At 62.4% G+C, this 24,294-nt stretch carries 25 protein-coding genes and 1 pseudogene; 10 read left to right on the forward strand and 16 right to left on the reverse strand.

The window, feature by feature from the left end; all coding sequences use genetic code 11:
• The 6 genes from ACF8RA_RS06470 to ACF8RA_RS06495 form a co-directional block, all read right to left on the reverse strand.
• Positions 1 to 945 carry a PDR/VanB family oxidoreductase gene (locus ACF8RA_RS06470; RefSeq protein WP_392515166.1) on the reverse strand — a complete coding sequence of 315 codons (945 nt, stop codon included), beginning with the start codon at positions 943 to 945 and terminating at the stop codon, positions 1 to 3.
• The gene (locus tag ACF8RA_RS06475) at positions 942 to 2,372 is read right to left on the reverse strand and encodes an amidohydrolase family protein (protein ID WP_108190845.1); all 1,431 of its coding nucleotides are present in this window, start codon (positions 2,370 to 2,372) and stop codon (positions 942 to 944) included. Before ACF8RA_RS06475 ends, ACF8RA_RS06470 begins: the two co-directional genes overlap by 4 nt.
• A gap of 38 nt (positions 2,373 to 2,410) precedes the next feature.
• Positions 2,411 to 3,139: an ABC transporter permease gene (locus tag ACF8RA_RS06480; protein WP_014862030.1), complete on the reverse strand. Its 729-nt coding sequence runs from the start codon at positions 3,137 to 3,139 to the stop codon at positions 2,411 to 2,413.
• Between the two features lie 85 nt (positions 3,140 to 3,224).
• Positions 3,225 to 4,073, reverse strand: coding sequence for an ABC transporter ATP-binding protein (locus tag ACF8RA_RS06485; RefSeq protein ID WP_014862029.1), 849 nt, complete (start codon positions 4,071 to 4,073; stop codon positions 3,225 to 3,227).
• Positions 4,074 to 4,138: 65 nt separating this feature from the next.
• Complete coding sequence (locus ACF8RA_RS06490; RefSeq protein WP_070095452.1) at positions 4,139 to 5,164, reverse strand: aromatic ring-hydroxylating dioxygenase subunit alpha; 1,026 nt, start codon at positions 5,162 to 5,164, stop codon at positions 4,139 to 4,141.
• 38 nt (positions 5,165 to 5,202) lie between these two features.
• Complete coding sequence (locus ACF8RA_RS06495) at positions 5,203 to 6,228, reverse strand: ABC transporter substrate-binding protein (RefSeq protein WP_144000104.1); 1,026 nt, start codon at positions 6,226 to 6,228, stop codon at positions 5,203 to 5,205.
• A 657-nt stretch (positions 6,229 to 6,885) separates the two neighbouring features.
• On the opposite strand from ACF8RA_RS06495, the gene ACF8RA_RS06500 reads away from it, so the two are divergent.
• The 4 genes and pseudogenes from ACF8RA_RS06500 (at position 6,886) to ACF8RA_RS06515 (ending at position 9,637) form a co-directional block, all read left to right on the forward strand.
• Positions 6,886 to 7,692: a membrane protein gene (locus ACF8RA_RS06500; protein WP_019751605.1), complete on the forward strand. Its 807-nt coding sequence runs from the start codon at positions 6,886 to 6,888 to the stop codon at positions 7,690 to 7,692.
• A 253-nt stretch (positions 7,693 to 7,945) separates the two neighbouring features.
• Positions 7,946 to 8,125, forward strand: a pseudogene (locus ACF8RA_RS06505) (transposase); the annotation flags it as partial.
• A gap of 305 nt (positions 8,126 to 8,430) precedes the next feature.
• Positions 8,431 to 9,417 (forward strand): DNA-binding protein, encoded by a 987-nt coding sequence (locus ACF8RA_RS06510; protein WP_209966151.1) that lies wholly within the window; start codon positions 8,431 to 8,433, stop codon positions 9,415 to 9,417.
• Between the two features lie 55 nt (positions 9,418 to 9,472).
• Complete coding sequence (locus ACF8RA_RS06515; RefSeq protein ID WP_256122357.1) at positions 9,473 to 9,637, forward strand: DUF6021 family protein; 165 nt, start codon at positions 9,473 to 9,475, stop codon at positions 9,635 to 9,637.
• A 102-nt stretch (positions 9,638 to 9,739) separates the two neighbouring features.
• Here ACF8RA_RS06515 and ACF8RA_RS06520 read toward each other — a convergent pair whose 3' ends face one another.
• The 4 genes from ACF8RA_RS06520 to ACF8RA_RS06535 all read right to left on the reverse strand — a co-directional run bounded on the left by ACF8RA_RS06520 (position 9,740) and on the right by ACF8RA_RS06535 (position 11,863).
• Complete coding sequence (locus ACF8RA_RS06520; protein WP_004374436.1) at positions 9,740 to 9,991, reverse strand: hypothetical protein; 252 nt, start codon at positions 9,989 to 9,991, stop codon at positions 9,740 to 9,742.
• Between the two features lie 8 nt (positions 9,992 to 9,999).
• Entirely contained in the window at positions 10,000 to 10,500 is a 501-nt protein-coding gene (locus ACF8RA_RS06525) for a DUF4142 domain-containing protein (RefSeq protein WP_392515170.1), read from the reverse strand.
• Between the two features lie 110 nt (positions 10,501 to 10,610).
• Positions 10,611 to 11,132 carry a GNAT family N-acetyltransferase gene (locus ACF8RA_RS06530; protein WP_392461330.1) on the reverse strand — a complete coding sequence of 174 codons (522 nt, stop codon included), beginning with the start codon at positions 11,130 to 11,132 and terminating at the stop codon, positions 10,611 to 10,613.
• Between the two features lie 17 nt (positions 11,133 to 11,149).
• Positions 11,150 to 11,863: an MgtC/SapB family protein gene (locus ACF8RA_RS06535; protein WP_004374444.1), complete on the reverse strand. Its 714-nt coding sequence runs from the start codon at positions 11,861 to 11,863 to the stop codon at positions 11,150 to 11,152.
• 396 nt (positions 11,864 to 12,259) lie between these two features.
• Here ACF8RA_RS06535 and ACF8RA_RS06540 point away from each other — a divergent pair, with 396 nt between their 5' ends.
• Positions 12,260 to 12,727, forward strand: coding sequence for a sterol desaturase family protein (locus ACF8RA_RS06540; protein ID WP_004374446.1), 468 nt, complete (start codon positions 12,260 to 12,262; stop codon positions 12,725 to 12,727).
• A 43-nt stretch (positions 12,728 to 12,770) separates the two neighbouring features.
• On the opposite strand, the gene ACF8RA_RS06545 is transcribed toward ACF8RA_RS06540, so the two are convergent.
• A complete protein-coding gene (locus tag ACF8RA_RS06545; protein ID WP_392518941.1) occupies positions 12,771 to 13,664 on the reverse strand; it encodes a bile acid:sodium symporter family protein in 894 nt (297 codons plus the stop codon).
• Positions 13,665 to 13,848: 184 nt separating this feature from the next.
• Between ACF8RA_RS06545 and ACF8RA_RS06550 the strand changes: the two genes are divergently transcribed.
• From ACF8RA_RS06550 to ACF8RA_RS06570, 5 genes are all read left to right on the forward strand, one after another.
• Positions 13,849 to 14,712, forward strand: a complete 864-nt coding sequence (locus ACF8RA_RS06550; protein ID WP_209966142.1) for a Dyp-type peroxidase — start codon at positions 13,849 to 13,851, stop codon at positions 14,710 to 14,712.
• Between the two features lie 89 nt (positions 14,713 to 14,801).
• The gene (locus ACF8RA_RS06555) at positions 14,802 to 15,713 is read left to right on the forward strand and encodes an aldo/keto reductase (protein WP_392518942.1); all 912 of its coding nucleotides are present in this window, start codon (positions 14,802 to 14,804) and stop codon (positions 15,711 to 15,713) included.
• A gap of 4 nt (positions 15,714 to 15,717) precedes the next feature.
• Positions 15,718 to 17,001, forward strand: a complete 1,284-nt coding sequence (locus tag ACF8RA_RS06560; RefSeq protein ID WP_392461334.1) for an NTP/NDP exchange transporter — start codon at positions 15,718 to 15,720, stop codon at positions 16,999 to 17,001.
• Between the two features lie 151 nt (positions 17,002 to 17,152).
• A complete protein-coding gene (locus tag ACF8RA_RS06565) occupies positions 17,153 to 17,740 on the forward strand; it encodes a nucleosidase (RefSeq protein WP_392518944.1) in 588 nt (195 codons plus the stop codon).
• Positions 17,741 to 17,825: 85 nt separating this feature from the next.
• On the forward strand, positions 17,826 to 18,647 hold the full coding sequence (locus ACF8RA_RS06570) for a Ku protein (protein WP_176684238.1): 822 nt from the start codon (positions 17,826 to 17,828) through the stop codon (positions 18,645 to 18,647).
• A 22-nt stretch (positions 18,648 to 18,669) separates the two neighbouring features.
• On the opposite strand, the gene ACF8RA_RS06575 is transcribed toward ACF8RA_RS06570, so the two are convergent.
• The 5 genes from ACF8RA_RS06575 to ligD are packed head-to-tail and all read right to left on the reverse strand — an operon-like array spanning position 18,670 to position 24,274.
• Positions 18,670 to 19,329, reverse strand: a complete 660-nt coding sequence (locus ACF8RA_RS06575; protein WP_176684237.1) for a glycosyltransferase family 2 protein — start codon at positions 19,327 to 19,329, stop codon at positions 18,670 to 18,672.
• Positions 19,326 to 19,925, reverse strand: a complete 600-nt coding sequence (locus ACF8RA_RS06580) for a class I SAM-dependent methyltransferase (protein WP_392461340.1) — start codon at positions 19,923 to 19,925, stop codon at positions 19,326 to 19,328. Before ACF8RA_RS06580 ends, ACF8RA_RS06575 begins: the two co-directional genes overlap by 4 nt.
• An 11-nt stretch (positions 19,926 to 19,936) precedes the next feature.
• Entirely contained in the window at positions 19,937 to 20,692 is a 756-nt protein-coding gene (locus ACF8RA_RS06585; protein WP_392461341.1) for a PIG-L deacetylase family protein, read from the reverse strand.
• On the reverse strand, positions 20,689 to 21,732 hold the full coding sequence (locus ACF8RA_RS06590; RefSeq protein ID WP_392518945.1) for an acyl-CoA dehydrogenase: 1,044 nt from the start codon (positions 21,730 to 21,732) through the stop codon (positions 20,689 to 20,691). The genes ACF8RA_RS06585 and ACF8RA_RS06590 overlap by 4 nt, the downstream gene beginning before the upstream one ends.
• A 40-nt stretch (positions 21,733 to 21,772) precedes the next feature.
• Complete coding sequence (gene ligD, locus ACF8RA_RS06595; protein WP_392518946.1) at positions 21,773 to 24,274, reverse strand: DNA ligase D; 2,502 nt, start codon at positions 24,272 to 24,274, stop codon at positions 21,773 to 21,775.
• Positions 24,275 to 24,294: the final 20 nt, after the last annotated feature.

Consider the following 24,294-nt stretch of genomic DNA (forward strand, 5'->3'; position numbering starts at 1 on the left):
TCAAACGTCCAGCACCAACCGGGCGCTGTGGCAGCCCGATACGCAGGGCGTTATCCATTCTCCGCTGTTGCGCTGGGCATCGCTGAGGTACTCGTCGCGGTGATCAGGCGCCCCCTCGATGACCCGGCTGACACAGGCGCCGCAGATACCCATTCCACATGACACGGGTAGCTCCACGCCCGCCCGCGATGCCGCCTGTACCAAACTTTCGCCCGGTTGCACCTCGACCTGAAGACGACTGCGCTGTAGCACCAGCGTGCAGTGACGCTCGACGTGCAAGGTGGGCGCTGCAGCCTGGAAATGTTCGCGGTGAAGCGCCGTGGTTGGCCAGCCGCTTGCCAGCGCGACGTGTTCGACACACGCCATGAAACCGGCAGGGCCACAGCAATAGAGGCTTGCGCTGCCGTCCCAGGCCGGCAAGTGTTCTTCCAGGTACCCGGCGATCATCGGGGCGCGCAAGCCTGCATGAACCTCGGTATTCGCATCGAGGTACTGGACAAAAGGCACCTGTTTGGCATCGCGGGTGAAAAACAGCAAGCGCACCGACCGACCTTGAGCTTGGCATTGCCGGTACATGGCGAGCAGTGGCGTGATTCCTATGCCTGCGGCCACCAAGACGACCTGTCCTGTGCCAGGTTGCAGGCTAAAGAGGTTGCGCGGCACGCCCACCTCCACCCGGGCACCCAGCCGCAGGTGCTCGTGCAGCCATTGCGAGCCGCCGCGGGAGGCTTTTTCGCGCTTGATGCCCAGGTATACATGACCGTCCTCGGGCAGGCTGACCACTGAGTATTGGCGTACCACGCCATTGCCTAGGCGCAGGTCCACATGAGCACCGGGTGCCCAGTCGAAGGGCAGGGGAGCAGGACTCGGCGGGGCCAGTTCCACACCTAGCACGTCGTCGGCTTCAAGGCGCAGGGCCCGCACCTGCAGAGGCGTCCAGCTCATGCGCGTACCCCCGCGGCCTGTTGCAGACGAAGTACAGCTTGGCGTGCCTGGCTGCCCAGTTCGGCGAGGTCCAAGCCAGGAAGCGCATCGTTTTCCACGCTCAGGCGGCCGCCCACCAGCAATGCCCGCAGCGTCGGACGGCCACCGCCAACCACTGGCGCGATGCCCAGATCATGCAGACCGAAGTAGCGGGGTTGATCGAGGCGGTAGATCGCCAAGTCCGCCGCCATGCCGACCTGCAGCGTGCCGATGGCGTCCAGGCCCAGCACCTGGGCGCCACCTGCTGTGCCCCAGCGCACAACGTCCTCCACGCTGGCGACATGGGCACCGCCCTCCAGATCGCCGCCGGCATGGCGGGCCATGGCGCGTTCGCCGGCCTTGGCCCTTTGCATCAGCCAGGCGGCGTGGGTTTCGCTGATCATGTCGCAGGCTTCGTTGGAGGCAGCGCCATCCACGCCGATCGAAACCGACATGCCTGCAGCCTCCATGGCAACGATATCTGCGATACCACTGCCAAGCCGGCCATTGCTTTGTGGGCAGTGGGCGATGCCGGTGCCGGTGGCGCCCAGCAGCTGGATTTCTTCGGCGCTCAGCTTGACCAGGTGCGCGAACCACACGTCAGGCCCGAGCCATTCCTGCTCCGCGCAGAACACCACGGGCGAGAGGCCGTGGCGATCATGGACTTCGTTCTGGTACTCCACGGTTTCGCTCAAATGGCTGTGCAGGCGGATGCCCAGGCGGCGCGCGGCGCGGGCGGTCTCGCGCAGGTGCTCGGGCGGCATGGAGTAGGGCGGACTGGTCGGCGCCATTACCACACGGCGCCAGGCATCGTCGGCGGGATCATGGTAGACCTGTACCAAGCGCTGAACATCGTCCAGGTACTGCGTGAGGGTCTCAGGTCCGGCTGTCGCGGGGCCTTCCGCCTGACGTACCTGGGTTGCGCCGCCCCGGCAAAGGACGAAGCGCAGCCCCAGACGCTCGGCTTCTTCGAAGAGGATCTGTGCGCTGTCGAAGGCCATGCCTGGCAAGTACAGGTAATGATGGTCGGCCACCGTGCTGCAGCCGGAACGGGCCAGTTCCACCAGCCCGACCCGGGCGGCCAAGCGGAAACTGTGCTCATCGAACAGCCCGCGATAGCGATAGGGCACGGCCCCCAACCAGGCACCGAGGCTCTGGTCGATGCCAGCGGGAATGCCCTTGAGCAAGGACTGGAACAGATGGTGATGGGTGTTCACCCAGCCTGGATACACCACGCAATCGGTGGCATCGAGCACTTGCTCACCTGGTAACGGTTGCAGCGAGCCCAGGGCGGCGATACGCCCCTGGGTGATACGGATGTCCGGCCCCACATGGCGCGCGGCGCCGCCGCGCAGGCCAGTGAGGATGGCGCTGGCGTTACGGATCAGCCAGCTGTTGGTGTGTTTCATGTTCGTCTCCATAGCCAGTACAGCGTTTCGCAGGGAAGTCAGCCCAGTTCGCTTTCGTGCCAGTGGCGCAGGCTCAACCGAGCCAGCAAAGCCATCAGGCTGAACAGCGCCACGCCGGTCAGGGCGATCAACACCAGGGCGGCGAATAGGCGGGGAATGTTGAGCTGGAATCCCGCTTGCAGGATCTGATACGCCAGGCCCGCGCCCGTGCCACCCGTACCGGCGACGAACTCGGCCACCACCGCGCCGATCAATGCCAAGCCGCTGGCGATGCGCAGGCCAGCGAAAAAGCACGGTAAGGCGCTGGGAATGCGCAGGCGCAACAGCACTTGCCAGCGGCTGGCGCGGTTCAGGTGGAACAGGTTGAGCAGGCCAGGGTTGACGCTGCGCAGGCCCAGGACGGTGTTGGCGATGATCGGGAAGATCGCCACCAGCGTGGCGCAGATCACCAACGCCAAGGTCGTGTCGCTGCACCAGATGATGATCAGCGGCGCGATGGCCACGACCGGCGTGACCTGCAGCAGAATCGCGTAGGGAAACAGACTGGCCTCCACGACGCGGCTCTGCACGAACACGAACGCCGCCAGCGTGCCGATGACCACGGCGAGGGCGAATGACAGGAAGGTGATCTTCAGGGTCATCCACAGTGCCCCCAGCAGCATCGGGCCATCGGCGACCAGGGTGCGGCCGATATCGGCCGGTGACGGTACCAGGTACACCGGGACTTTCCAGGCGATGCATGCCAGTTGCCAGACGCCGAGCAGCAAGGCGCCAACCAGTAGCGGTGAAGCGATGCGTAGTACAGAAGGGTGGCGTAGCCAGGGAGTAGAGGGTCGGCTCATGATGATGCTCTCAGGAAGGGTCGCCATTGGCCTGGGCCAGGAGTCGGGACAGGTGCGCGCATTGCTCGATGAAAGCCGGCGAAGTACGGTATGCCTCGTCGCGTTCCCGTGGGCCGTCGATTATTACATCAGCGATCACTCGACCGGGACGCGCGCCCATCACGACCACCCGCGAAGACAGGTACACCGCCTCGAAGATGCTGTGGGTCACGAATACCACCGTCAGGTCGCGCTGGAGCCAGAGCTGGCGCAGGTCGCTATCGAGCTTGTTGCGGGTGAACTCGTCCAGGGCGCCGAAGGGTTCGTCCATCAGCAGCAGATTGGGTTCGGTGGCTAATGCCCGGGCAATGGAGGCGCGCATCTGCATACCGCCGGAGAGCTCCCGCGGGTAAACGTCGCCGAACTTGCCCAACCCCACCAGTTCCAGGGCGGCTTGCACCTTGGGCTGGCTCTGGGCCTTGGGGGCGCCGGCCAAGTCCAGGGGCAAGCGCACGTTGTCGTGCACTTTGGCCCATGGCATCAGGGTGGCTTCCTGGAACACCATGGCCAGGCTGCGCCCCGGTGTGCCTGCGTGGTGGTCCGTACCCGGGGCATCCTTGCCCCACCAGCGCACATGGCCGGCGGAGGGCTGTTCGAGCCCGGCGAACATTTTCAGCAGGGTGCTTTTGCCACACCCCGACGGGCCCAAGAGCGAGACGAACTCGCCGCGTTCGATCGCCAGTTTCACGCGGCTCAAGGCATGGGTGCCATTGCTGTAGGTTTTTTCCACCTGATTGGCGAACAAAGGGGTGTCCACACCGATGGTGTTCGGCAGGGCCTGCGGCTGGACGTCGGCTTTGGATAGGGTCTGCATCAACATAGCGCTCTCCCCGTGGGTCATGAGCGGTGGTGAATGCCCCGGCGCACCGGGGCGTTGGGCAAGTGTCAGTGGCTGAGGAACACTTCGCTCTCGCCATGGGCTTCAAGCAGACCCAATAGTTGCCGACGGATAACCAACCCAGGCTTGTCCGATGGCATGTGCAGTTCCACCCTGCGGCGGGTGTCGACACAGGCGTCAGGATCGGTGGCCTCCAGGATGTCGCGGTCTTCGGCTGTGATCGCCGCGTCCCAGTCGATCAGTTCCTGGGTCGAGCATTGCTCTTCGCTGTCGTTGCGATACAACCACTGCACGAGCATCAGTCGGTTGTCGTCGATGGGCGTGGCGCAGTTGTAGATGATGTGATGGATGCCACTGTCCGGATACATGCAGCCAAAGCGCCGAGAGAAGGGCAGGTAATAGCGGTTGAGCAGGTGCCGCTGGGTGATTGGCTCGGTGGTACCGGTGATACGGAAGCTTGCCTCGGGGTTGCGGATCGGCACGCGGGTCTCGGCTTCGAAGCCATAATCGGTTTCGCGAAATTCGTAACTGGCCGGTTGCGGCTGGTCGAACAAGCCGAAATTGGCCTTGTGCACGAAGGAAAAGTGCGAGTTGTCGAAGGAGTTCTCCATGACCCGCAGCGGGCTGGTCTTCCACTCTTCGTAAAACTGGAAGATGCGTCGGTAACCGGGGGTGCCGTCTTCCGGGAACTCAGGGATCGGTTGTAGCGGGTCGTCCAGGCTGACCCAGGCATAGCCGTACTTCTCCTGGCAGTGATAAGCCTTCACCGCGGCACCCGGAGGAATAGCGCCGGTGGGATTCTGCGGGATCTTCACGCATGTGCCGGTGCAGTCGTATTCCCAGCCGTGGTACCCGCAGGCGATATTGCCCTCAGCACTGACGAAGCCTTTGGACAGTTTGGCGGTGCGGTGGCAGCAGCGGTCCTGCATTGCCACCGGGGTACCATCGGGACGCTTCCACAACACCAGCGCTTCACCCAGCAGGGTGAATGGCTTGGGGCCGTCTTCGAGGGCTGTCATAGGTAGCAGGGCATACCAGAAACGGCGCAATACAGGTTGTTTGGTAACCAACATAATCAGGATTCCTCACAGCGTTGAGCTTGTTATGGTGTTCAGCGGCTGCCGACCTGCTCGGCCTCAGGGAGTACCTTCAGGTCTTGCACAAAGCGCGTGGTGTAAGCGTTGCGCCAAGGTGCGTCGGGACCGAGCAGACCCGCCTCGACCATGAAGTCGCGGGTCGCTTGCCAGCGGCTGTCAGTCATGGTGCCGATCCCCTGGGTTGCGGCCTCTCCACCGGTGACCAGGCGGTACTGCTTGAGGGTCGAGACGCCCCAGGCCAGCAGTTCATCGGTCATGTTGGGGTTGTCGCGCTTGATCAGTGCATTGCCGGCGCTGGGGTCATCCAGATAGCGCTTCCAACCCTCCATGGAGGCGCGCACGAAACCTGCTACCCGCTCCGGGTGCTGAGCGATGATGTCTTGACGGGTGACCACGGTGGATCCGTAGGGTGGATAACCGGCATCTGCGAAGAGGAAAAAGTTAGGCGTCACGCCTGCCTTTATCGCCTGGAACAGTTCCGAGCTGGCATACGCCTGTTGTGTGGTTTGCGGGTCGGCTAGAAAGGGTTGCAGGTTGAAGGTGTAAGGCCGCGCCTGGTTGTCAGCCAATTGATATTTACCCTTCAGCCAAGGCCACCAGGTTTGCTGGCCCGAGGTGGACACCAGCACAGGCTTGCCGCCGAGAGCATCAAGTCCGCTGACGTCCGCGTGGGTCATCAACCCTTGCGGGTCTCCCTGGAAGGGCGCAGCCACTGCGACCACTGGCAGGCCTTGCTCGACACTTTTTAGAATCTGCAGGTCATAGTTGACGATGAAATCAGCTTGCTTGCTGACCAGCAGTTGCATGCCATTGACCTGTGGTCCACCCATTCGGATGGACACATCCAGGCCTTCCTTTTCGTACAACCCATCGGCCAGTGCCTGGTAGAAGCCGCCCTGTTCGGCCTGAGCATACCAAGAGGTCAGCAACACCACTTTGTCGCCAGCGATCGCCAGCGGAGCGATGGTCAGCGTGGTGGGGAGCAACGCTGCTGCCAACAGCGAGCGTAGCGGGCGAGCCAAGGCAAAACGCGTTTTCATCATGTGTTCTTCACCCCGATTCAAAAAACCGCCGTGCGCCGGATAGCGCGACAGCGAAGGAGCCGGGCGGAGAGAACGTGGGAAGAGAATGGCGTCGCGAAGCAAAAGGGCGTGAACTGGCGACTGACATTGCTCTCTTGCCCGGGGCTGCCATAGCCTCGTTCAAACATCCGCTCGGATGTACGCCCCGAAGGACGCAAGAGCAATGCCCCATGCCATGCCTGGCACTGACCGCTTCTACTCGCTGATACAAGAAGCCAGAAGCATGCCAATTTCATGAAGCCGCTGACTTTGCGGTGTAGCGACCCGCATCCGAGGGGGCCGGGACTGACGCGTGAGTTGAGAAGGTGCAGAACGTACCGATTGAGCACTAATAAAGTGCGCAATACTCTGCGCATATGGTGTTCATTGGTGATGAAGATTGCGCACAATAAGCAATCTACGTGTATCCGATTAGTTGGCACGACCCCTGCTTTACGCTAACTCGAGTAGAAGCGGTCAGTGCCAAAAGTTGGCATGGGACATTGCTCTGGCGGCCTCGCGCCGCTCCCCCCGGCAAGGGTGGCGCCTCGGCATGAGCCGGGGCCAGAGGAGAGGTCGTCCGCTGCTGCATACCCTTGCTGGCGAAAACCAACAATCACGACCCAAGGGATGCAAATGAAACCGAACGCTCTTTCCTGGCTGCTTCACAGCGTCGTCCCACTCTGCGCGCTGGCCACGGGCAGTGCCCAGGCGAACCCGCTGATGTGGAGCAACAACAGCCTCAGCTACCTCTACGGGCATGGTTATAAAGTCGATGGCACCGGCAACGATATCCAGCAAACCATCACCTTCGAGCACGCCAGTGGCTGGACGTGGGGCGACATGTTCTTGTTCGTCGATAACAAGTGGTCCAACGGCTTGTCCGGCAACGATGGCTACACCTATTACGGTGAGTTTTCACCGCGACTGTCGCTCGGCAAAATCAGTGGCCACCGTCTCAGCTATGGCATCGTCAAGGATGTGTTGATCGCTGCCACCTATGAGCGCGGAGAAGGGCGCAATCGAAAGTACCTGCTTGGGCCCGCTGTTGACCTGAACCTGCCTGGATTTGATCGTTTTTCACTGAACACTTACTACCGCAAGCCCGATGGGATCACCGGTAAAGCGTCTGGACAGTGGCAGATCAACCCGACCTGGGCGATGACGATACCGCTCGGGCGCTCCGACATTTTGTTCGACGGTTATCTGGAGTGGTACGTCAATGATGTGGGGACGAAGGGTACCTCGAACTATGTAGCCAAGAGTTTCCACTTCAACCCCCAGATCAAGTACGACGTCGGTAAGGCGATGGGGCAAGCGCCAGCGCGTTTCTATGCGGGGATCGAGTGGGACTATTGGTCCGACAAATATGGCATCGAAGACAGCCACGGTTTTCCGACCGATCAGAACGCGTTGAGTGCATTGATCAAGGTGCATTTCTAGGCTCTGTACGAATGCAGATGTCGCAAACACCGCATGGACAAGCCAGCGAGACAATTGCGGCATAGCTTTTCGTAAGCCTGTCGAAGGGTGTCACGACCCGGCGGTTCCCTTCAGTCAACCAGACATGCGCTCGATGATGTTGTGCTGTTGGTACTTGGGCCGATCAAACAGTCTGGGTAAACCACGCGTTGGATTGCACTTCATTGAGCGCATGCGGGTGCCCATGTTGGCTTGACTTAACGCTGAACTCGTCCAGCAGTGGCCGGGTATCGCTGATCGGTTACGCGAGAAGTATCCCAAGATCGCGATGCTCATGGACGGCTGCGAGGATGAAGTGCTGGCGCGTACGGCGTTTCCCAAGGCGCGCCGGCGGCAGTTGCGCGATACCAATCCGCTTGAGCGGCTCAACGCAGAAATCAAACGCCGGACCGATGCAGGCCTTCGAGGCGGTCACGACTGTGAAGCTCTCTGGGCCAGCCACTACCCCACGCGAGATGCCTGGCGGCTCAGTCTTACCAAAACGCCTGCTCGCCTGTATCACAGCCTTCAGCTCGCGATTTTCAACAGATTTAGTCATGAGCGCTGCTGCGTCAGCTGAATCCAAGCGATTTTTAGGCTCACATGCGATAAGCCGTGATTATTCTACCTAAGGAAATGTTTGCAGGGGTGGTTTGATATCGCCATAATTGGTACGTAATTACATGTTACATAACACAGTACAAAATCGTAGGAGCAAGCATGGCCCGTGGCGGTATCAACAAGGTGGTAGTGCAGCAGGCGCGTCAGGCGCTGATTGCCCGGGGCGAAAACCCCAGCATCGATGCCATACGTATCGAGTTGGGCAATACCGGCTCCAAAACCACGATTCACCGCTACCTGAAGGAATTGAACGGCCAGCAGCCGGTGGCTTCCGAAGGAGGGGTCGCGCTGAGCGATGTGCTGAGCCGCCTGGTTGGGCAACTGGCAACCCAGTTGCAGGACGAGGCCGACCTGAAGATCGAGCAGGCCGAGAGCACCTTCACACAACAGCGCGAGACGCTTGAGGCGCAGCTGGAAATTGCCCAGCAGGCACTGGCTGCAGCGCATCAGCAGCACAAGATCGATGCCGCGGCATTGGCGGCCGAGACAGAAAAACTGCTGTCCACACAAAGCACGCTGCAGGCCGAACAGCTGCGCAGTGCCAGCCTCAACCAGGCGCTGGGTGAGTTGCAGGTGCGCCTGGCTGACAAGGACGAGCAGGTCAAGTCCCTGGAAGACAAGCACCGCCATGCCCGCGACGCCCTGGAGCACTACCGCAATGCCAGCCGTGAACAGCGCGAACAGGAACAGCGCCGCCATGAAGCGCAGTTGCAGCAGATGCAGGTGGAGTTGCGCCAGTTGCAGCAGGGCATGATCGTCAAGCAGGACGAACTTACCCGTTTGCACCGCGACAATGAGCGTTTACTGGGAGAGCACCGTCAGGCGGCCAGTGAATGCCGGGCACAGGATGAGTTGCTGGAGCAGCGCGATGCGCAGATCCAGGGCCTGCGCACGATCCTGGCCCAGGCACAAGGTGCCAGCGAAGAGATGCGCCGCCAGCTGGATGTGCAAGCCCAAAGCCTGGAAGCCAGGCGCGACCTGTGCGCCGAGCAGGCGCGGCAGCTGCAGCGGCTTGAGGAGCAACTGCAGGCGCGTGATGAGGCGTTGGCACAGTGTCGGGCGCAGTTGGCCCCGGGCGCAGATTAATCAAACTTTTCCTGGCGGGTGGTTTCTTCCCTAGACACTCACCGGAGACAACGCCATGCCTGGATCTCAACCACCACGCAAAGAGGGGCCTCACTCGACCGAGCAGGCCGATAAAAAGACGGACCTTGGTTTCGACCCCGATTCCCCGGATGTCGAAGACCCTCAAGTCGACCCACAGGGGCCGGCCAAGCCGCCTGGAGACATTGAGAAAAAGGAGTGAGCCACGGCCTTGATGACTGGCCTCATCGCCGGCAAGCCATGCGCTATCCCTCGGGGCGGGCTTGCTGGCGACAAGACCAGACCAGACCAGACCAGGCAAGTGTCAGCCCTCGGCGCGCCTGGCGGCCTCTACGCCCGCCGCCGACAGCTTGATCGGATAGTGCACGCTGATCTGGTGATCACTGCTTACTGCCACGCTCCCGTCGTGAATCAAACCGGCTTCCTGCAGCGTCTTGAGCATGCCGGCCACCGCCTTTTCGCCGCGGTAGTTGTCCAGCACTTCCTTGCCCAGCCCTTCGGGGTGCGCATGCAACAGGCGGGTAAGTACTTCGGTCTTCAATGCATCGTTACTCATGTGCGGCCTCACTTGCCGTGCTTGGACTGAAGGGCTTTTGCCTGCTCCAGGTGCTGTTCGAGTTTGGGCAGCGTTTCGCTGGCAAAGGCCTTCAGCTCGGCCTTGTCGGACGATGCAGCCTCTTTCTTGAACAGCTCCACCGCTTTTTCGTGAGCGTCGACCTGGTTGTTGAGGTACGCCTTGTCGAAGGATTCGTCGCGCCATTCCAGGATCATTTTCTTGACCTTGTCGGTCATTGCGGCCTCATCCGGCACGGAAATGTCCAGTTTGCGGGCAATGTCGCCGAGTTTCTGGTTGGCCTGGGTGTGGTCGGTGACCATTTGCCGGGCGAAGGTCTTGATCTCGGCGTTCTGGCTTTTCTCCTGAGCCAGCTTGCCAGTCACCACTTCGGCAATACCGGCCTCGGTGGCCGCATCTACGAAATCATCGGAAGTCGCCGCCATTGCGTGCACCGATGCCAAGCCCAGCACCATGGAAAAACCAACGCGTCTGATGAAGAGACTATTCATGCTTCACTCCTTAAACCGTGGCGCGACCGCAGTGTCGCGTACGGTTGAGGGTGAAGCCGTGGCAAAGGTTTAATCTTTTTCGCTGCCGGTTTCGACCGCGCCACACTGAACTATAGGGTGAGAGGCGGCGAAACGCGCAGACGCATTACACAACGCCCGCTGAGGCCGTGAGCATGCTCGCTGGCCAGGATGCCCCGGAGCCGATCGCAAAGCCGGCTTTCCTCAAGCATCTCAAAACCGAAACGTGCATAGAACGGCGCATTCCAAGGCACATCCACGAAGGTGGTCAGCGTCAGCTCGCGTACACCGGCGCAGCGCCCTGCATCGACCACTTGCTGCAGCAACCGGCGCCCGACACCTTGCCCTTGGGCCTCCTGGCGCACCGATATTTCATGAAGGTGCAATGCCTGATCCGCCAGCCGGGCGCATGCAAAACCCACAATGCGCCCAGCCGCGTCCTGCGCCACCCAACTACCACCTGCCTCGACGAAAGCCCTGTGCGCCGCGCCATCCATGACTTCGCCTTGCGCCAGCCAGGCCAGTGCCGGCCAGTTGACAAAAGCCTGGGCTGCCGAACGCTCGACGTCCGGCAGCCATTCAATGTCCTGTTCAAGGGTAGGGCGGATAAGCATGAATCACTCCTGTCGTTCTAATCCGTCGCCAGCACCTGCGGCTGTAATTGCCAGCGCACCGAGCTTACACCTTTCTCCAAGCTGACCCTGCTGACCAGGCGCTCCAGCTGCGCCGGTGCCTGCGCGGTGCCCAACAGCTCGGCGCGCACTTCCAGGCGCGCAGGGTTGTCCAGGTCCTGGCTCTGCAACGACTGCAGGCGCAGCTGTGGATCGCCCAGGCTGTGCAGCATCAGGCTACGCACCTGGATCTCGTCCTCGCCGCGGCAGACGATACGGACTTCGAAGTGCTGTTCCACCTCGCTGGCCGGCACCACGTCCTGACGGTCGAGGCGCTGGGCGATGTCACGCAACAAGATGTTGGCGCAGAGCACCACCAGGCTGCCCAGTGCCGCCTCCATCATCAGCCCAAGGCTGCACAGCACGCCGACCGCAGCCGTGCACCACAAGGTGGCCGCGGTGTTCAGGCCACGTACATTGAAACCATCGCGCATGATGACGCCACCGCCGAGAAAGCCGATGCCCGACACCACATAGGCTGCGACGCGCGACGCATCTGCAGGCGCCATGCCTGGCACCGCCTGGGTCATCAATACGAACAGGCAGGCACCGGTACTGACCAGCGCATTGGTGCGCAGGCCGGTCAGGCGCTGGCGCAATTGCCGCTCGGCACCGATCAGCGCACCCAGCACCAAAGCAATGCTGACGCGCAGCAGAAATACTTTCCAATCCATAGCAAACCTCTTCCGCAGGCACACGCCTGCATGAACGCCATCAGTTGGCGCGGTTGAAAAACCAGAAAATTGCGCAGGACCACGAGGAGGGAAGGAGAAGCGGGGTTACAGGAAACCACCGTCTTGCCAGCGCGGCCAGACAGTGCAGAACATTGCCGGGCTAGCGCGCCACGCGGGCCTGTCGCAAGCGACTGGGGCTACTGTCCAAGGCAGGTCTCCTGTTGAGGAAGGCAAAATTGCGTCGCGGACCATACGCCGCAGGGCAGAGCAGGTCAAGGGCAAAATCATGACAATGGCTTCATCCGGGAACGGCCTGCTGCCGGTCACGCCCACATGGAAAAAACCCTGGGCAGCCGGTAACCTTGCGCCTTCCTTTGCCATCACCCGGACCGTTCCATGCTGTTCAATCTCGCCATATTGTTCGGCACCCTGGTGGCCATGGAGGGCGTTGGTACGCTGGCTCACAAGTACATCATGCATGGCTGGGGCTGGTGGCTGCACCGATCGCACCATGAGCCACACCTGGGCATGCTCGAAACCAACGACCTGTACCTGGTGGCCCTGGGGCTGATCGCCACGGCGCTGGTGGCGCTGGGCAAAAGTGGTTATGCGCCTTTGCAGTGGGTGGGCGGTGGTGTGGCAGGCTATGGGGCGCTGTATGTGCTGGCCCACGACGGCTTCTTTCACCGGCACTGGCCGCGCAAGCCGCGGCCGGTCAACCGCTACCTGAAACGCTTGCACCGCGCGCACCGCCTGCACCATGCGGTGAAGGGGCGCACGGGGAGCGTGTCGTTCGGGTTCTTCTATGCGCCGCCGCTTAAGGTGTTGAAGCAGCAATTGCGCAGCAGGCGCAGCCAATCGTGACGCATCCCTGACAGGCCCGGCACCTGCCGGGCATCGGGTGACGTCAGTTCACTGGTTCGCCCTTGGGCTCTTCCGCCACATGCCCGCGGCTCACCCACCAGCCAAACCCGGCCGCGGTAAAGAACATGATCAAGCTGTACAACGCAGCCGGCACCGCCATGGTCGCGTTGTTCAGCAGCGAAGGGCTCAACGCCAGGGCAATCGCCAAGGTCCCGTTATGGATGCCAATCTCCATACCAATGGCAATCGCCTGGCGCTTGGGAATGTTCAACAGCCGCGGCACCCAATAGCCCACTGCCAGGCTCAGCAGGTTGAACAGCAGCGCCGCCAGGCCCACCACCGGTGCGTACTCGACCACCGTCTGCCAGTCCTTGGCCAATGCCAGGACGATAGTGAAGGCCAGGAACAGCGCAGCCACCAGCTTCATCGGTTTTTCCATGCGCGCAGCGAATGCCGGGGCGAAATGGCGAATCAGCATGCCCAGCGCCACCGGCAGCAAGACGATGGCGAACACCTGCATGACCTTGGCGAACTGCAGTGGAATAGCCTGGTCCGAGGCCATGAACCAGCTCAGCGACAGGTTCACCAGCAACGGCATGGTCAGGATCGCGATCAGTGAGTTGACCGCCGTCAGGGTGATGTTCAACGCCACGTCACCGTGGGCCAGATGGCTGAACAGGTTGGCCGTGGTACCGCCCGGCGAAGCAGCCAGCAGCATCAGCCCCACTGCCAGGGCTGATTCCAGGCCAAAGCCATTGGCGATCAGAAAGCACACCAGCGGCAACAGCAGGATCTGGCACACCAGGCCCACCACCACGGGCTTTGGGTACTTCACCACGCGAGCGAAGTCAGCCAGGGTCAGTGACAACCCAAGGCCAAGCATGATGATGCCCAGGGCAAGCGGCAGAAACGCAGTGAGCAGGGGCGAGGCAGTCATGAGGGCGTTCTCGGGCGAAGGATCTGAAGCAGTGTAGGTCGGCCCTGATTGATAGCTAATTGCAAAGGGCCAGCTCTTGGTAACCGTTTGTTACCACGTGCAGCAGCTGGCGAGGCTGCATGCCGCATTGCAGCAGGCATGCAGGCGAAGTAGCATTCCGTTTTTACCTTAGGATTAGCCTGATATGCCGTTCCAGCAAGGTCTGCTTGCCACCCCGGTGCCGGCCCACGCCCGTCACCTGTTCTTCACCCTGCAGTCGCCCGAGGCGTTGCCTGCCGCGCTGGATGCCTTGCTGCCGCAGGTCGATGGCGAACAGTTGCTGCTCGGCGTAGGCGCCCCGCTGGCCAAGGCCCTGGGCCTTGAAATACCAGGCTTGCGCCCATTCCCACTGCTGGATGCCGCAGTGGAGAACCCCAGCACTCAACACGCCCTGTGGCTGTGGCTGCGTGGCGACGAACGTGGCGACCTGCTGCTGCGCGCCCAGGCCCTGGAGCAGGCGCTGGCACCGGCCCTGCAACTGGCCGACAGCGTTGATGGCTTCCTGCACAGGGGTGGCCATGACCTTACCGGTTACGAAGACGGCACCGAAAACCCGGTGGACGAAGATGCCGTACAAGCGGCCATTGCCGCCGATGGCTCCAGTTTTGCCGCGTTCCAGCTGTGGAAGCACGACCTGGAATACTTCAAGTCGCTGCCCCAGGCTGACCAGGACAACATCATCGGCCGCCGCCTGAGCGACAACGAAGAGCTCGACGACGCCCCCGAGTCCGCGCACGTCAAGCGCACCGCCCAGGAAAGCTTTGAACCCGAGGCGTTCATGGTCCGTCGCTCGGTAGCCTGGGCCGACCAACGCGGCGCCGGCCTGGCTTTCGTCGCTCTGGGCAAAAGCTTCGAGGCATTCGAAGTGCAGTTGCGGCGCATGAGTGGCCTGGAAGACGGCATCATCGACGGACTGTACCGCTTTAGCCGCCCGCTGACGGGTGGCTACTACTGGTGCCCGCCGATGGGCGAGACGGGTGTTGATCTGAGCCTGTTGCTGCGGGCCTGATCACTAAACATCCAGATACAGAAACACCCACAGGCGAGTGACAGAGCGGCTAGCCTTGAAAGTTTCCGGTTCATGACGGGAGATTTTCCGTGTACGCACGTCGTGATGTCCTACGCGCAGGTGCAGCATTGGGGTTGCTGGCTGCTGCCAGCCCTTGGCTGCGCGCTGCCGTGCCGGCTGGTTTGCTAGCCCGTAAAATACCGTCCACCGGCGAAGCGTTGCCGGTGATCGGTGCCGGTACTTCCGGCAGTTTCGAGGTAGTAAGCGGTTCACCCCAATACCTTCAGCTCAAAACCGTGCTGAAGGCGTTCTTCGAAGGCGGCGGCCGGGTGATCGACACCTCGCCCAACTACGGGGGGGCCGACCGCATTCTCGGCCAGTTGCTGGAAGAGGGCGGCTGGCACCGCCAGTGCTTCATTGCCACCAAAATCGCCGCCAATAGCCGGGCTGAAGCCCAGGCGCAGTGGTTCGGCAGCCTCAAGAGCCTGCGTACCGACAAGGTGGACTTGCTGCAGATTCACAACCTGCGTGACTGGCAGACCCAGCTGCCTTATGCCCGCGAGTTGAAGCAGCAGGGCGGGACACGTTATGTCGGCATCACCCATTACCTGAACAGTGGCCACGACGACGTCGCCCGTATCGTGCGCAGCGAGCCGCTGGACTTCATCCAGATCAACTACGCGGTCAACGCCCCCGACGCCGCCCGTGAACTGCTGCCACTGTGCCAGGACAAGGGTGTTGCGGTACTGATCAACCGGGCCTTCGACGATGGCCGGCTGTTCGCCCGGGTCAAGGGCCAGGCCTTGCCGGGCTGGGCCGCCGAAGCAGGCATCGGCAGCTGGGCACAGCTATTTCTCAAGTTCGCCATCAGCCACCCGGCAGTGACCACGGTCATACCTGCTACCAGTCGGCCTGACCGACAGCTCGATCAGCTCAAGGCCGGGCATGGGCCAATGCTCACCCAGGCGCAGCAACAGGCGCTGATCAAGCAGTTTGCCTGACACCATGCAAGCCTGGCGGCGGCGCCTGGACCAAGCGCTGAACATCCAGCCTGGTGAGGGGGCGGCGGTAGTCGCCGGCTTGTTGCTGTTCTACCTGTTGTTCACCGGTTACTTCATGCTGCGCCCGGTGCGCGAGACCATGGGCGTTGCCGGTGGCGTGGAAAACCTGCAGTGGTTGTTCACCGGCACCTTCATTGCCACGTTGGCGTGCCTGCCGCTGTTTGGCTGGCTAGCATCCAAGGTGCAGCGCAGGCACATCCTGCCTTGGACCTATGGCTTTTTCGTCAGCAACCTGTTGCTGTTCGCGGCACTGTTGGCCGGTAACCCTGACGATCTGTGGACCGCCCGGGCTTTCTACATCTGGCTGTCGGTGTTCAATTTGCTGACGATCTCGCTGGCCTGGAGCGTGCTCGCCGATCTGTTCTCCACCGCCCAAGGCAAGCGGCTGTTCGGCCTGCTGGCAGCCGGGGCCAGCCTGGGCGGGCTCAGTGGCCCCGTGCTTGGCACCTTGCTGGTGGCGCCGCTCGGACATGCCGGGTTGCTGGTGCTGGCGGCGGTATTTCTGCTGGGCAGTATCGGCGCGACACTGTTCCTGCAACGCTGGCGAGCACGCCAACCCATTGCGATGCAAACCAAACACCAGGACGCGCGGCCACTGGGTGGCAACCCGTTTACCGGCGCCACCGCCGTCCTGCGCTCGCCCTATCTGCTAGGCATCGCTTTGTTCGTGGTATTGCTGGCCAGCGTCAGCACATTCTTGTACTTTGAGCAGGCGCGTATTGTCAGCGAAACCTTCACTGACCGCACCCGGCAGACACAGGTATTCGGGCTGATCGACACGGTTGTGCAGGCCCTGGCCATCCTTACCCAGGTCTTTCTTACCGGGCGCCTGGCCCGTCGGCTGGGGGTCGGTGTGTTGCTGGTTGCAGTGCCGCTGGTAATGGCTGCCGGTTTCTTGTGGCTGGCACTGGCCCCGGTTTTCGCCCTGTTCGTGGTGGTAATGGTGGTACGTCGGGCGGGTGAATACGCATTGGTACGGCCGGGGCGGGAGATGCTGTTCACCGTGCTGCCCGCCGAGGACAAGTACAAAGCCAAGAACTTCATCGACACGGTGGTCTACCGCGGCGGCGATGCCCTGAGCGGCTGGGTCAAGCGTGCACTGGACGTGATGGGCGAGCACCCGCAATTGGCAATGCTCATCGGCGCGCTGCTTGCCGTGGGCTGGGCCGCGACGGGTGGCTGGCTGGGCCGGCGCCAGGCGCGCATGGAGAGCCCGCCGCACCACTGACAAGCGCACCCAATATGGCAATGTCGTTGAACGCCACCGGCCCGAACCTCTCGTAATAAAGCGAATCTGCCGATATCGCCGGGACTTGCATTTAGGCTGTGTTGGCCGACAATGACCGCGCCCTTTGCAGCCACTCGGAAACACCTGCTCCATGATGCTGATCAAGCAATTCCCCAACATTTCCCTGGATGACACGCTGTTCGTCTTTGCCCTCGAGGCGGAGGCTGGCGATGTCTTTACCGAGGTGAACACCGTGTTCACCGGCATTGGCAAGGTCAATGCCGCGATCGCCCTGACCAAGGCGATCGCAACGCGCAGGCCCAGGCTCATCGTCAACCTGGGCTCGGCTGGCAGCCAGCGTCATGGCAAGGGCGAAGTCGTGTGCTGTAACCGCTTCGTACAACGCGACATGGATGTGACCGCGCTGGGCTTTGCCCGCTATGAAACGCCCTTGTCCGATACCCCGGTGGTACTCGAGCATGGGGCGGTAATTCCCGGCCTGGCTGTGGAAACCTGTGGCAGCGGTGACAGCTTCGAGATCAACCATGGCGACGCACCTTATGACGTGGTCGACATGGAAGCCTACGTGCTGGCATTGATCGCGCGTGACGAAAGTATTCCGTTTCTGTGCCTGAAATACATTTCCGATGACGCCGGCAGCGATGCCGCGGGGGATTGGGCGGTGCAAGTGCACCTGGCGGCCGAAGCGTTCAAGCGGGTGCTGTTCAGCCAGGCGTGACGGTTGCCGCAGGGCAGGGCAGCTAAACCTTTGTCGCCCGGCGCAGTCACTTCTGGTATCAGCAGGCAACCCTGGGAGCACCCTCATGGCTCGGGCAATCTGGAAAGGCGCCATCAGTTTTGGCCTTGTGCACATCCCCGTGGCACTCAATACCGCCGTGCGCACCGAGCGTGTGGACTTCGACTGGCTGGACAAGCGCAGCATGGAGCCGGTCGGCTACAAGCGGGTGAACAAGGTGACCGGTAAGGAAATCGACAAGGACAATATCGTCAAGGGCGTAGAGTTCGAGAAGGGCCGCTATGTGGTGATCAGTGAGGAGGAGATCCGCAAGGCCCGGCCCGAAGCGACCCAGACGATCGATATCTTTTCCTTTGTAGAAGCGGGCGATATTCCGCTGCAGCATTTCGATACGCCGTACTACCTGACCCCGGACCGCCGTGGCGGCAAGGTGTACGCCTTGCTGCGCGAGACGCTGGAAAAGACCGGCAAGGTGGCACTGGCCACTGTGGTACTGCATACCCGGCAGCACCTGGCGCTGCTGCGGCCGCTGGAGGATGCGCTGGTGATGATCACCTTGCGCTGGCCTGAAGAGGTGCGCGGGCTGGAAACGCTGGAGCTGGATTCCAGTGTGACCGACAGCAAGGTGGAGAAGCGCGAGCTGGAGATGGCCAAGCGCCTGGTAGAAGACATGAGCGGGCCCTGGAAGCCTGAGGATTATCATGACGCCTTCCGCCAGACGATCATGGACCTGGTGGAAGAGAAGGCCAGCAAGGGCAAGATCGAGGCGGTGGAGAAGGGCGACGCAGGGGGGAGCGAGAAAGGTGCGGACATCCTCGACCTGACCGAACTGCTCAAGCGCAGCCTGGGTGGCAAGAAACCGGTAAAGAAAACGCGCAAGGCTTCATGAACACCGCCGAAATCCATTGATTTCAAGGCTGCGCCTGCAACCCGGCCAGGTAATCACCAAACCCCTCGCGGGCGCGGCTATCGCGCCGGCTGCTGGTGGCCACGCTATGCCTGGCGGTCCAGATGATCTGTGCGCCACTGGCCTGCAGGTCGCTGACCAATTGCACATCTTCATGCGCCGCCAGGGGCTGGAAGCCACCCACACGCTCATAAGCATCGGCACATACCCCCAGGTTCGCGCCGTGCACATGCCGATGCCCTTCGCACGCCTGGTAGCGGCTCTGGTACAGCTTGCGCAGCGCGGCGGTCTGCCAGGGTTGCCAGTACTCGACATGCACGGTGCCGCAAACCACCTCGGCGCTACAGGCCAGCTGCGACAGCAGCCAGTGCGCCGGGACCCGGCTGTCCGCATCGGTGCATGCCAGCCACGTGGCGCCACGCTCGACCATGTGCGCCGCCCCCACACGACGTGCCATGCCGACATTACCGGCATCCACCTCCAGCATGTGTACAGCGAAACGCCGCGCCACGGCAGCGCTGCCGTCGCTGCAGCGGTCCAGTACCACCAGCACTTCCACGTGCAGCCCCGTTTGCTGCGCCTGCTGGGCAGCCACCAGCACCGCCCGCAGGCATCGCCCAAGGCGGCGGGCTTCGTTATGCGCAGGGATGACAACGGCGATCATGGGCACGTCTCATCGAGATCGACGACGCTTGGCTGGCATGACCAGCACTCCAGCAAAAAGTCCGCCTCCTCATGCCGGAACTGCTGATGCAACGGCAAATGCCGGGTCAATAGGCGGTGCACTTCGCGACCGTCCTGAGGGCAACCCGGGATAGGGTGCTTCCAGTGGCAGGCCAGTAGCGTGCCGTCGTAGCCAAGGCTGGCCACCGATTGTTCGATCACTTGCAGCCAGTCAGTGGGATCAAGGTAATAGCCCACCTCGCTGAGCACGATCAGGTCAAAGCGCCCGCCCGGCCAGTCCCCCGGTAGCCGGGCCCGCTCGACCGTAGCATTGTGCACGTGAGCCAGGCGTTCGCGGGCCAGGCCTACGGCTGTCGGGTCCAGGTCTTGGCACAGCAGTTCGGCGCAACGCTCGGCCAGCAGCGCACTGAGCTCACCATTCGCGCAGGCAGGCTCGAACACACGCTGATAGCACTGCCGTGGCAGGCTGGCCATCACCAGCTCGCGTTTGCGCTTCTCATACCAGCGGGTGCGGAAGGCCCAAGGGTCTTCATTGGTGGCGTATAGCTCGGCAAAATACTGTGGATCAAGGCTCATGACAGCTCCATTCAAAGGAACACCAGTTCGAAAGGTTGCAGAAGGCAATCCAGCAGGTGTGGCGGTAGCACCGGCGGCTGCTCGCCGTCCGGCTGCAACTGGCTGACGTGGGCGGCCAAAGCCTTGCGCTTGCGTGCCAGACGGCTTTCATCGAGCTGCATGCGGTGCGCACGGGGCCATGGCAGGCGCGGGTCGTCAGGCTCAGCCCAGTGCCAGGCCCAGACTGGTACCTCAGCCAATTGCACCCCACGGCTTGCCGCCGCATGCGCAGCGGCGCGGCCAACGGCCTCGTGATCGCAATGGCCGTCACTGCGCCAGGTGGCCATCAGCAGGTCATCGGGGCGCAGTAACTGCGTGAGGTGACTGACCAGAAACGCTTCTTCGCGCGGCAACTGGCCGTCCTTCAGATGGAGCCTGCGCCAGTCCAGGCGCTCAAGGTCCAGGTCGAGCTGTTGCAGGGCCTGTCTGCTTTCCTGGGGGCGCTGGCGGCGCAAGCGATGTTCGGTCCAATGGCTGGAGCCGGGGTGGCTGCCTTCGCCGTCGGTGGCGGAGATCAGCACCAGCTCATCCTCGCGCCCCTTGAAACCTGCCAGCAGGCCGCCGGCCATGAGAATTTCGTCATCCGGATGCGGCGCAATCAATACCAGCCGGCGCCCCGGCGGGCACAGTTGGCGTGAGTCGAGCCAGGTCGCACGCGCCAGGTGCGCGCTTTGCTGCCAGGCGGCCCACGGCGTGCCATCCGCGGACTGGATGAGGTTCTGGCTCATAGCTGCCACACCCCGGCTGGCAAACGGGCCAACTGCTGGCCGAGCATCGCCAGATCGCGCTCGGCATGGCTTTGGCGCAGGAACACCGGCAGGTCGGCGCTCAGCCGGGCAAAATGACTGCAGCGACAGAACGGCGAGGCCCCCAAGGCACGCCCGACGTGGCTGATGACCTGCTCTACGGCCTGTTCTACCTGGGCGCGGGTGCGGCGAACTTCGAAACTGGCATCCACTCCGGGGTGCTGATCGATCCAGGCAGCACACTCACGCAGTGACGCCCGGGCGCCCTGCAACGCAGCATCCACAGCGCCCAGATGCGCATCGGCATGCGGGTCTGGGCGGGGTTTGCGGCAATGTTCACGCAGGTAATCCGCCAGCGCCTCGGCCGCGCCGTACCAGCAGGCGGCGATACCCGCACCGCCTTGCCAGAAGCCAGGGCGCGAAAGGTATTGGCCTGGCGTGCCGATGAGCGTGCCTGGGGTATCGTTGAACGCCACCTCGACACTGGCGGTAGTGGCCATGCCAACGGCCTGCCAGTGTTCGATGTTCAGGCCCTGGCTTGGCTGCGACAGCTCGATTGCCACCAATTGCGGCTGCTCGGCCTCATCCCAGGCGGTAATCAGCGCGCGATCGATCTGCAAGGCACCGGAACACCAGGCTTTGGTGCCGTTCAGGCGCACCTGGTCGCCTTCACGCGCAGTGATGAGGACCCGTGCATCGGGCGGCTCTGCCGCCCACACGCCCCAGATGCCGTCGTTGGCGTGGTGCGCTGCGCCGCATTCCGCCAGGATCGCCAACGCATCGGTATGGCCCTCATAGAGCTTGGCCAACGCCAGGTCGCAACCGGCCACCCGTGCCAAGGTCTGCCAGCGCAGCAAAGTGTTGCCTTGCCCCGGCAGCGGTAGCAGGTCGAGGTGATCAGCTTGCAGCGCCTGGATCAGTTGCGGCAATTGGCTGTCGAGGTTGAGCGGTAACTGGCGTTCGCCAAAGGTGCGTAACAGGCGGTCAAGGGTGGTCAGGTTGAAGTCCTGAACGATGCTCATGGGCGGGCCTCCCGGTTCGTGTCCAATCGCTGTGGCGTCATCATTCGAGCCCTAGCTGCTTGCGCATGCGCGCGGTGATCGACTGGCGTACCTTGCCCATGTCGGCCCAAGGGTCGTCGACCTCCGCCAGGCGCTCGCGCAGGTTGGTGATGTTCCATTGATTGGCGCTTTTTATTTGCGCCAGTTCCTCACGCCAGACAGGTACCGATACAGGCAGCCCGTCACGGGCACGCAGTGAATAGGCGCACGCCGTGGTGGCGCCCTTGCCATTGCGCAGGTAGTCGATGAAGATGCGTCCCACGCGATTTTTCGGCCCCGACACCGCGCTCAGGCGCTCCGGGAACAGCTTGGCCAGGTAATTGACGATGGCGTGGCTGAAGTCCTTGACCTCGTCCCACCCGGTTCGCCGGGTCAAGGGCACGACCACGTGAATACCCTTGCCACCACTGGTTTTCAGAAACACCTTCAGGCCCAGCTCGTCCAGCAGGGTGAGGGTCAGTTGGGTCGCCTCCACCATTGCCTTCCAGGGCAGCGCGGGGTCAGGGTCCAGGTCGAGCACGAAACGGTCCGGTTTGTCGAAGTCCTTGTCCGTGGCGTTCCAGGTGTGCAGCTCCAGCATGTTCATCTGCACCGCGCCCAGCAGCGTGTCCGGGCGATTGATGACCATCGCCGCCTGGCCTGCCTCGGCCTTTTCATGGCTGATTAGGTTGGGTATGTGCAGCTGGCCCGCGTTTTTCTGGAAGAACAGCTCGCCGCCCAGGCCGTCCGGGGCGCGCACCAATGCCACCGGGCGGTGCTTGAGCTGGGGCAGGATCCACTGGCTGATGCCGGCGTAATACTCGGCGACCTCGCGCTTGGTCACCCCAGTGGTGGGATCAATGACCCGGTCGGGGTGGGTCAGGCGAAGTTCACCCAGGTTTTCAGACGCCTTGGCCTGCTTGTTGTGGTTGGATACAGTCGTTGCGGGCATGGCGCGCTCCAGGTCAATGGCGGTTGCCGCCTTGTCATCGCGCAGTCCGTGGAACACCGAGTGGCGCACGATGCCGTCACGGGTCATTTGGGCATAGGCGACTTCGGCCAACAGCTGCGGCCGCAGCCAGTGCACACCACGCGCCTGGGCACCGGCAGGCGGCGAGGGCAGGGCTGGCCTGGCGATTTCCAGGGGCTTGAGCCGCGCGTGGATGCTGGCCAGTGTCGTGGTATTGAAGCCGGTACCTACCTTCCCGGCATAGCGCAGCTCGCCACTTTCGTTGTCGTGCAGGGCCAACAGCAGGGCACCAAAGCCGCTGCGGCTGCCTTTGGGGTCGGTGTAGCCGACGATCACGAATTCCTGGCGTTGCTTGCACTTGAGCTTGATCCAGTCTGGGCTGCGGCGGCCGCTGTAAACACTGTCAGCTCGCTTGCCGATCAGACCTTCCAGCTTCAGCCGGCAGGCACTGTCGAGCAGTGACCCGACAGGTTGGTCGAAGTCGGCGGAATACTTGATGACGTCGGAATGGTTGTGTTCAAGCAGTTGGCGCAATGTATCGCGGCGGTTCTGCAGCGGTAGCTGTCGCAGGTCCTGACCGCCCAGAAATGGCAGGTCGAACAGGTAATAAGTGATGTGTTCGTCGTGCTCGGTATCGAAGGCGTTCTGCAACGCCTGGAAGTCAGCCATGCCATTCTCATCAGCCACCACCATTTCGCCGTCGAGCCAGGCCGAGTCGATACTGAGTGCGCGCAGGGCAGCAACCTGCCGGGGCATCTTGCTGCTCCAGTCATGGCCGTTGCGGGTGAACAGGCGGATGTCCTGGCCCTCGATACGGGCGAGGAGACGGTAGCCATCGAACTTGACTTCGTAGCGCCAGTCGCCGCTGGGTGGAGAATCCACTAGCGTGGCCAGCTGCGGCGGCAGCTGCGCTGGCAACGGTGCAGTCTGAGCTTTGCCAGGGCGTTTACGGCTGCTGCGCGGTGTAGCGGCTTTTTTCGCAGCGGGTTTGCGTGGCACCAGCGTGCGCTCGCTGAGCACACTGTCGGGCAGGGCCTCGACAATGCTGTACTCCGCTTCGCTGCGCGCCTGGGCGTCGTGCGACTTGACCAGCATCCATTGCTCTTTCTTGCCGGCCAAGTGGGTGCGGAACAGGTTCCACACGCCGCCAAGCTTCTCACCTTGCAGGCGGAAACGCAGCTTGCCTTTGGCGTAGCCTTCATGGGCATCGCCTTCAGGCTCCCAAGTGCCACGGTCCCAGACGATCACGTCCCCTGCACCATAGTGGCCTTCCGGGATATGGCCCTCGAAATTGGCGTAGTCCAGCGGGTGGTCCTCCACATGCACTGCCAGGCGGCGCACCTTGGGGTCCAGCGAAGGGCCTTTGGGGATTGCCCAGCTTTTCAAGGTGCCATCGAGTTCCAGGCGGAAGTCGTAGTGCAAGTGACTGGCGTCGTGTTTCTGGATGCAGAACTGCAGCGCATGAGCCCGCTTGCCACGGGTGCGTTTGCCGGCGGGCTCGGGTGTGGCGTTGAAGTTGCGCTTGCGCGCGTATTCCTGCAGGGGCTTGGCCATGGCGGGCTCCGGGCAGATCA

Origin of the sequence: Pseudomonas sp. FYR_5, assembly GCF_043106315.1 — a bacterium.
Classification (GTDB): Bacteria; Pseudomonadota; Gammaproteobacteria; order Pseudomonadales; family Pseudomonadaceae; genus Aquipseudomonas; species Aquipseudomonas putida_Y.